Consider the following 7,735-nt stretch of genomic DNA (forward strand, 5'->3'; position numbering starts at 1 on the left):
AGTTATACCCCCGATGTGGATCGACACGCACTGCCATCTGGACGCCCCCGAATTCGGTCCCGACCACGCGCTTGCCGTGCAGGCGCGCACGTTGGCGGCGCAGCGCGGAGTGGGGCTGTGCGTGATTCCGGCGGTGATGCGGCAGAACCTGGACACGGTGCGGCTGCTGGCACACCGGCTGGGCGACGCCTACGCGCTCGGCATCCACCCGCTGTACGTGCCCCGGGCCGCGGACGAAGACCTGGATGCGCTGGACGCGGCGCTGACCGAACACCGCAACGACCCGCGCCTGGTGGCGGTGGGCGAGATCGGGCTGGACTTTTTCGTGCCCGCCCTTTGCGAACCGGCGATGCGCGAACGGCAGGAGCGCTTCTACCGCGCCCAGCTGCGGCTGGCGCGCAAGCACGGCCGGCCGGTGATCCTGCACGTGCGCCGCAGCGCGGACGGGCTGCTCAAGCACCTGCGCGTGCTGCCCACCGGCGGCGGCATCGCCCACGCCTTCAACGGCAGCGCCGAGCAGGCGCGCGCCTTCACCGACCTGGGCTTCGCGCTGGGCTTCGGTGGGGCGTCCACCTTCGAGCCGGCCAAGCGCCTGCGCGCGCTGGCGGCCGAACTGCCGCTGTCGGCACTGGTGCTGGAGACCGACGCGCCGGACATTCCGCCGCACTGGCTCTATGCCACCGCCGCCGAGCGCGCCGCAGGCCGGCCGCAGGGCCTGAACACGCCGGCCGAGCTGCCGCGCATCGGTGGCGTGCTCGCAGAGCTGCGGGGCATGGCACCGAGCGAATTGGCCGAAGCGACCAGTGGGAACGCCTGTCGCGTGCTGCCGCGGCTGGCGGCGCTGGCGCCGGTGAGCTCATGACCCGCCTGGTCGGCCTGCCGCCGGTGATCGGGCCGCAGACCCGGCTGCTGGTGCTGGGCAGTTTCCCGGGTGTGGCCTCGCTGCGCGAGCAGCGCTACTACGGCCACTCGCAGAACCAGTTCTGGAAGATCCTGGCTGCGCTCTGGTCGGTGGACCTGGTGTCCATGGGGTACGCCGAGCGGCTGGACGTGGTGCGCGAGCGCGGGCTCGGGATCTGGGACGTGTACGCCGCCTGCGAGCGCGAGGGCAGTCTGGACACTGCTATCCGGAATGCCGAGCTCAATGACTTCGACCTCGTGCGGCGCGAGTGTCCCGGTCTGGTGGCGGTTGCCCACAACGGCGGTGAGAGCTTCCGCCATGCGAAGCACACCCAGGCGCTGGGTCTGCCGGTGCACAAGCTGCCGTCCACGAGTCCTGCGAATGCCAGCTGGTCGTTGGATCGCAAGCTGGCGGCTTGGGGAGAGGTGTTTCGGCTGTACGGGTTGGGCTGAATTTTGCGGGGTCACACCTCGCGGGATCGCTGCGGCGGTGCGCTCTGCGCCGCTCGTGTCCCCCGGACCGGGCGAAGCCCGGTCCTCCTCCTTTACCTCGCTTTGCAGAACGCACCGCCGCTGCGATCCACAGGCTGGCTTGGTTCTGAACCTGTCGATGGCCCCGACCTTGGCAGGAGGCTGGTGATCGGTGGCCGACGCAGCGAAATAAAGGAGGAGGGCCGGAACGGCCCGGGGGACATTCGCGGAGTCGGCTGCCGGTCGCCAGTCTCCCCGCGAGGTGCCCGAATCACACAGAACGATGCGCCAAGGGAGTCTCCGGCACCGGGTACCCAGCCGCCCCGAAGGTAGAAACGATGGCCTTGTTCGTGTCGAAGTAAACCTGCCAGTAGTGGTCCGTGTGCGTGTACGGACGCACACACAGCAGCGGACCCTCCGGTGTGAACTGCAGAATCTCGATGTCCGGGGCTGGCGAGTCCTTCACATTCGGGATCGCGGCGATCACCGGCCGCAGGCGCGCAATGGCGTCCATCACGTCCACACTGTTGGCCACCTTGGCCACGCAGTCCACGCGCCGGTACGGCTCGGCGCTGAAGTTCTGCACGTTGTCCGCAAACACCTTGTTGTTGCCCACCACCGTCAGCACGTTGTCCGGTGTCAGCACCGTGGTGGCGAACAGGCCCAGCTCCTTTACCGTGCCCAGCGTGCCGCCCGCGTTGATGAAGTCGCCCACCTTGTAGGGCCGCAGCACCTGCAGGAACAGACCGGCTGCGAAATTGCCCAGCATGCCGCTCCAGGCCGCACCGATGGCCAGGCCCGCGCCGGCCAGCAGGGCCGCGAACGAGGTGGTCTTGATGCCGAAGATGTCCAGGATGGCCAGCACCAGCACCAGGGTCAGCAGCACCGAGATGATGGACTTGAGGTACTGCGTCAGCGTGGCGTCGATCTTGCGGCCCTTCTCCAGCGCTGAGCCGATCAGGCGCACGGCCAGCGAGATCAGCCAGCGGCCGATCACCCAGGCTGCGATGGCACCCAGGATCTTCAGGCCGAAGTCGGCCCCCTGCGTGCTGAGGAAATTCCAGACCACTTCCATGTTCATAATGAATCCTTTCTCCTGGAACACCTTGTCCCGATGCGATCTTCCTTCGCCCATGCGAACTTTTTTCGACAGGCCGGCGCCTTGACGCGCAACGCCGTGTCGTTTGCGCCGCCGCTGTGGCATTCCTGCGAGTGGGGGGCGCTTCGATGAGGAGTTCTTCACGCGCCGCAGCCGGTGCCCTGCCGGACGTCACGCTCTCCGAGGACGGCGAGGTGCGCTTCCTGCACCTGGGCACCGAGTGGATCCAGGGCTCGATGATCATCGACGACCCCTTTGCCATCGAGCTGGACTACGTGCAGCGCATGATGGCCTGGCTGCTGTTCGTCGACCCTGACTCGGTGTCCAAACGCCGAGCCATGCAGCTGGGCCTGGGGTCGGCGGCGCTGACCAAGTTCCATTGCAAAAAGTTGCGCATGGACACCACGGCGGTGGAGATCAACCCGCAGGTGGTCGCGGCCTGCCGTGGCTGGTTCAAGCTGCCGCCCGACGGGCCGCGCCTGCGCGTGCTGCTGGCCGATGCGGCGCAGGAGGTTCGCCGGGCGGCTCACCTGGGCAGCATCGACGCCCTGCAGGTGGACCTGTACGACCACGAGGCGGCGGCGCCCGTGCTCGACAGCCCCGACTTCTACGCCGACTGCCGCGCGTTGCTGACCGACGAGGGTGCGATGACAGTGAACCTGTTCGGACGCGATGCCAGCTACGAGCGCTCCCTCGAATCCATCTGCGCAGCGTTCGGGCGCGACGCTGTCTGGGCCTTCAAGCCCACGCGCGAAGGCAATACCATCGTGCTGGCGCAGCGCACGGCCCAGCGGCCCACGCGCATGGAGCTGCTGGCACGCGCGGAAGAGATCCACACGCGCTGGGACCTGCCCGCGGTGAAATGGCTGCGCATCTTCAAACCGGTTGAGTGAGACCCGCATGAAAACCACCCACAAGCCCGCTGCCCCGAAAACCGTCGACGCCGGTCCGCTGGACTGGCGCGTCCTGGTGGGGTGGCTTCGCGAGGATGGCGTGATCTCGGCCGACGAGGCTGCGCGCACCATCGCCCGCTGCGCCTCGGCCCACAGCGCGCAGCACCCGCTGGTGCGGCTGGCGGTGGTGGGCATGTCGCGCCAGTCGGATGGCCAGGTGCTCGACGTGGAGATGCTCACGCAGTGGCTGGCCGCGCGCAGCGGCATGGAGTTCTTCCGCATCGACCCGCTCAAGGTCGATGTGGGCAAGGTGGGCGACGTGATGAGCGCCGCCTACGCCGAGCGCCACAAGGTGCTGCCGGTGCAGGTGGGGCTCGCCGAGGTGGTGGTGGCCACGCCCGAGCCCTTCGTGCGCGACTGGATTCCCGAGGTCGAGCGCCAGACGCGCAAGAGCGTTCGCGTGGTGGTCTCGCCGCCGCAGGACGTGGCGCGCTACACGGCCGAGTTCTTCGCGCTGGCCAAGTCCGTCCGGGCGGCCAGCAAGATGGGCAACCAGACCAACCCGTTCGGTACCTTTGAACAGCTGGTCGAACTGGGCAAGGCCAACAAGCTGGACGCCAACGACCAGCACGTCGTGCAGGTGGTCGACTGGCTCTGGCAATACGCGTTTGACCAGCGCGCCAGCGACATCCACCTGGAACCGCGCCGCGACCAGGGCGTGATCCGCTTCCGCATCGACGGCGTGCTGCACCCGGTCTACCAGATGCCGATGACGGTGATGAACGCCATGACCGCGCGCATCAAGCTGCTGGGTCGCATGGACGTGGTCGAGCGCCGCCGCCCGCAGGATGGCCGCATCAAGACGCTGCGGCCTGAGCGCGGCAACGGCAAGGGCGACGAAGTCGAAATGCGCCTCTCGACCCTGCCTACCGCCTTCGGCGAAAAGCTGGTGATGCGCATCTTCGACCCGGACGCGACGGTGAAGGACCTGGCCGGCCTGGGGTTCTCGACCACCGACGCGCCGCGCTGGGAAGCGCTCACCAAGCGCCCGCACGGCATCATCCTGGTGACCGGTCCGACCGGCTCGGGCAAGACCACCACGCTGTACGCCACGCTCAAGCGGCTGGCGACCGAGGAGGTCAACGTCAGCACGGTGGAAGACCCGATCGAAATGATCGAGCCTGCTTTCAACCAGACCCAGGTGCAGCCGCACCTCGACCTGGACTTTGCGCAGGGGCTGCGCTCGCTGATGCGCCAGGACCCGGACATCATCATGGTCGGCGAAATCCGCGATCTGCCCACCGCAGAGATGGCGGTGCAGGCGGCGCTGACCGGCCACCTGGTCTTCTCGACCCTGCACACCAACGACGCGCCCAGCGCCATCATGCGGCTGATGGAACTGGGCATTCCGCCCTACCTGATCAACGCCACGGTGCTCGGGGTGCTGGCGCAGCGCCTGGTACGCACGCTCTGCCCGTCGTGCAAGGTGCTCGAGGACGATGCGGCGGCCGAGGCCTCGCTCTCGTCGCTGGCCGAGCTGGTCAAGCCCTGGCAGGTGAGCGGGAAGTACCGGCCCTACCAGCCCGTGGGTTGCGTGGAGTGCCGCATGACCGGTTTCCGCGGCCGCACCGGCCTGTACGAGCTGCTGACCATCACCGAGGTCTTCAAGGACAAGGTCAACCGCGAGCCGAAGATGGAGAACCTTCGCCGCCAGGGCGTGACCGACGGCATGCGGCCGCTGCGCCTGGCCGGGGCGGCCCGGGTCGCCGAAGGCCTGACCACGCTGGACGAGGTGCTGGCCTGCACGCCACCGGTGCAATGACACCCCGAGAACCATGATTCCCATCAAGACCGAGTCGGCCTGGCGCGGCACCGCCGACTGCCGCGCCTGCGGCATCCGCGACATGGTGCTGTTCGCCGACCTGCACGAAGACGACTTCAACCTGATCCACGCCCCCATCGACGACCTCGAATACGCACCGGGGCACGCGGTGGCGCGCATGGGCGAGACGGCCACCTCGCTGTTCACGCTGCGGGCGGGCATGGTCAAGCTGGTGCGCAACACGGTGGACGGCCGCCAGCGCATCGTGCGGGTGCTGCGCAGCGGCGACGTGATCGGCCTGGAGGCGCTTATGGGGCCGACCTACGACGCCGACGCCATCGCGCTGACCAGTGTCCGCGTCTGCCGCCTGCCGCTGCAGGTGATCCAGCGCCTGAACAGCGAGACACCGCGCCTGCACCAGCGCCTGCTGGAGCGCTGGCACCGCAGCCTCAAGGAGGCCGACGACTGGCTGGCCGACCTCAACTTTGGCAACGCGCGCCAGCGGCTGGCCGGCCTGATCCTCAAGATGCGCACCGACCAGGACCCCGGAATGTGCACGCTGTTCTCGCGCGAGGACATGGGGGCCATGCTCGACCTCAAGCTGGAGACGGTCAGCCGCACGCTCAACGCCTTCGTGCGCGAGGGGCTGATCGAGTCCATGGACCGCATCGGCCGCGCCTACCGCATCGTCGACGCGGAACGACTGACCTCGCCCAAAGACTGAGCGCGAAGGCTCCCATCGCCGAACACGACAGCGGGGCTGGCGCGGCCTGCCGATAATTCCCGGATGACGGCTTCCGCCACCCGACCGCCCCACCTTGTTTCCGGACTGCTGCTGGCCTGCGCCGGCTCCATCGCCTTCAGCGGCAAGGCCATCATCGTCAAGCTTGCGTACCGCCACGGGGTCGATGCGGTGACGCTGATCATGTACCGCATGCTGTTCGCGCTGCCCATGTTCCTGGCCTTGGCCTGGTGGGCCACCTACCGGCAGGGTGGTGGTGCGAAGACGCCGCTGACCCGCAAAGACTGGCTGGGCATCCTGGGCCTGGGCGTGACGGGCTACTACCTCGCCAGTTTCCTGGACTTCTGGGGCCTGAGCTACATCAGCGCCAGCCTGGAGCGGCTCATCCTCTACCTCAACCCCACCCTGGTGCTGCTGCTGGGCTGGCTGCTGTATGGCCGCCGCATCAGCGCCACGCAGGCGGTGGCGATGGCGGTGAGCTACGCCGGCGTGCTGCTGGTGTTCGGCCACGAGGCCGACTTCGCAGGCCCGGGCGCGGCGCTGGGCGCGCTGCTGGTGTTCGGTAGCGCCATCAGCTACGCGATCTACCTCGTCTACAGCGGCGAGATGGTCAAGCGCCTGGGGTCGATGCGGCTGGTGGGGCTGGCGACCAGCGTGGCCTGCGGGCTGTGCCTGCTGCAGTTCGTGATCCTGCGGCCGCTGAGCGCCGCCGAGGTGGCACCCGAGGTGATCTGGCTGTCGGTGCTCAACGCCACCGCCTGCACCTTCGCGCCGGTGATCATGGTGATGATGGCCATTGAGCGCATCGGCGCGGGGCTGGCGGCGCAGACCGGCATGATCGGGCCGATGTCGACCATCGCCATGGGGGTGCTCATACTGGAAGAGCCCTTCAACGGCTGGATCGTGGCTGGCACGGTGCTGGTGGTCTCGGGCGTGTTCCTGGTGACGCGCTTCGGTGGCAAGGCGGTGCAACCCAAACAGGATTAGGAGCAATCAACGATGGATCTGGGCATTGCAGGCAAGTGGGCGCTGGTGTGCGGCGCGAGCAAGGGCCTCGGGCTGGGCTGCGCGCAGGCGCTGGCGGCCGAGGGCGTGAACGTGGTGATGGTGGCGCGTGGGCGCGAGGTGCTGGATGCCTCGGCCGCGGCGCTGCGTTCGGTCTCACCGGGCGTGGCGGTGATCGCGGTGGCCGCCGACATCACCACACCCGAAGGGCGCGCCGCGGCGTTCGCGGCGCCGGGCGGGCCGGGCACGGCCTTCGACATCGTGGTCACCAACGCCGGCGGCCCGCCGCCCGGCGACTTCCGTTCGTGGGACCGCGAGGCCTGGATCAAGGCCGTGGACGCCAACATGCTCACGCCCATCGAGCTGATCAAGGCCACGGTGGACGGCATGGCGGCGCGCGGCTTCGGCCGCATCGTCAACATCACCAGCAGCGCGGTGAAGGCGCCCATCGACATCCTGGGCCTTTCCAACGGCGCGCGCAGTGGCCTCACGGGTTTTGTGGCCGGGGTCGCACGCAGCGGCATCGCGGCCCAGGGCGTGACGATCAACAACCTGCTGCCCGGCAAGTTCGACACCGACCGTCTGCAGGGAACGATTGCTGGCGCTGCCAGCAAGGCCGGCAAGACGGTGGACGAGGTGCGCGCCGCGCAGATGGCGCAGGTCCCGGCCCGGCGCTTCGGCACACCCGAGGAGTTCGGCGCGATCTGCGCCTTCCTCTGCAGCCGGCACGCGGGCTACCTCAACGGCCAGAACATCCTGCCCGACGGCGGGCTGTACCCCGGAACGTATTGAACCCCCCCCCC

Annotated in this window: 8 protein-coding genes; 7 read left to right on the top strand and 1 reads right to left on the bottom strand. The window is 68.5% G+C overall.

What is annotated here, in order from left to right; genetic code table 11:
• The first annotated feature begins 13 nt into the window (after positions 1–13).
• Together HFL01S_RS22560 and HFL01S_RS22565 are read left to right on the top strand one after the other, a co-directional pair.
• The gene (locus tag HFL01S_RS22560) at positions 14–862 is read left to right on the top strand and encodes a TatD family hydrolase (protein ID WP_066263093.1); all 849 of its coding nucleotides are present in this window, start codon (positions 14–16) and stop codon (positions 860–862) included.
• Positions 859–1,353, top strand: coding sequence for a DNA-deoxyinosine glycosylase (locus HFL01S_RS22565; protein WP_066263095.1), 495 nt, complete (start codon positions 859–861; stop codon positions 1,351–1,353). Before HFL01S_RS22560 ends, HFL01S_RS22565 begins: the two co-directional genes overlap by 4 nt.
• Before the next feature lie 289 nt (positions 1,354–1,642).
• Here the strand turns inward: HFL01S_RS22565 and HFL01S_RS22570 are convergent, their stop codons facing one another.
• Positions 1,643–2,452, bottom strand: coding sequence for a mechanosensitive ion channel family protein (locus tag HFL01S_RS22570; protein WP_066263098.1), 810 nt, complete (start codon positions 2,450–2,452; stop codon positions 1,643–1,645).
• A 146-nt stretch (positions 2,453–2,598) separates the two neighbouring features.
• On the opposite strand from HFL01S_RS22570, the gene HFL01S_RS22575 reads away from it, so the two are divergent.
• The 5 genes from HFL01S_RS22575 to HFL01S_RS22595 all read left to right on the top strand — a co-directional run bounded on the left by HFL01S_RS22575 (position 2,599) and on the right by HFL01S_RS22595 (position 7,724).
• Positions 2,599–3,363, top strand: a complete 765-nt coding sequence (locus HFL01S_RS22575; protein ID WP_066263101.1) for a class I SAM-dependent methyltransferase — start codon at positions 2,599–2,601, stop codon at positions 3,361–3,363.
• A gap of 7 nt (positions 3,364–3,370) precedes the next feature.
• Positions 3,371–5,185, top strand: a complete 1,815-nt coding sequence (gene tfpB, locus HFL01S_RS22580) for a type IV pilus assembly ATPase TfpB (RefSeq protein ID WP_157539046.1) — start codon at positions 3,371–3,373, stop codon at positions 5,183–5,185.
• A 13-nt stretch (positions 5,186–5,198) separates the two neighbouring features.
• Positions 5,199–5,909 carry a Crp/Fnr family transcriptional regulator gene (locus HFL01S_RS22585; protein WP_066263103.1) on the top strand — a complete coding sequence of 237 codons (711 nt, stop codon included), beginning with the start codon at positions 5,199–5,201 and terminating at the stop codon, positions 5,907–5,909.
• Between the two features lie 63 nt (positions 5,910–5,972).
• Positions 5,973–6,914 (top strand): DMT family transporter, encoded by a 942-nt coding sequence (locus HFL01S_RS22590; RefSeq protein WP_066263105.1) that lies wholly within the window; start codon positions 5,973–5,975, stop codon positions 6,912–6,914.
• Positions 6,915–6,926: 12 nt separating this feature from the next.
• Positions 6,927–7,724 carry an SDR family oxidoreductase gene (locus HFL01S_RS22595; protein ID WP_066263111.1) on the top strand — a complete coding sequence of 266 codons (798 nt, stop codon included), beginning with the start codon at positions 6,927–6,929 and terminating at the stop codon, positions 7,722–7,724.
• The last annotated feature ends 11 nt before the right edge of the window (positions 7,725–7,735 follow it).

The organism is Hydrogenophaga flava NBRC 102514 (genome assembly GCF_001571145.1).
GTDB classification, from domain to species: Bacteria; Pseudomonadota; Gammaproteobacteria; order Burkholderiales; family Burkholderiaceae_C; genus Hydrogenophaga; species Hydrogenophaga flava.

Bases quoted from the DNA above. Each gene is read 5' to 3' on its own strand.
- HFL01S_RS22575 (WP_066263101.1), top strand. From the start codon at position 2,599: ATGAGGAGTTCTTCACGCGCCGCAGCCGGTGCCCTGCCGGACGTCACG.
- HFL01S_RS22590 (WP_066263105.1), top strand. From the start codon at position 5,973: ATGACGGCTTCCGCCACCCGACCGCCCCACCTTGTTTCCGGACTGCTG.
- HFL01S_RS22565 (WP_066263095.1), top strand. From the start codon at position 859: ATGACCCGCCTGGTCGGCCTGCCGCCGGTGATCGGGCCGCAGACCCGG.
- HFL01S_RS22560 (WP_066263093.1), top strand. From the start codon at position 14: ATGTGGATCGACACGCACTGCCATCTGGACGCCCCCGAATTCGGTCCC.
- HFL01S_RS22595 (WP_066263111.1), top strand. From the start codon at position 6,927: ATGGATCTGGGCATTGCAGGCAAGTGGGCGCTGGTGTGCGGCGCGAGC.
- HFL01S_RS22570 (WP_066263098.1), bottom strand. From the start codon at position 2,452: ATGAACATGGAAGTGGTCTGGAATTTCCTCAGCACGCAGGGGGCCGAC.
- HFL01S_RS22585 (WP_066263103.1), top strand. From the start codon at position 5,199: ATGATTCCCATCAAGACCGAGTCGGCCTGGCGCGGCACCGCCGACTGC.
- tfpB (WP_157539046.1), top strand. From the start codon at position 3,371: ATGAAAACCACCCACAAGCCCGCTGCCCCGAAAACCGTCGACGCCGGT.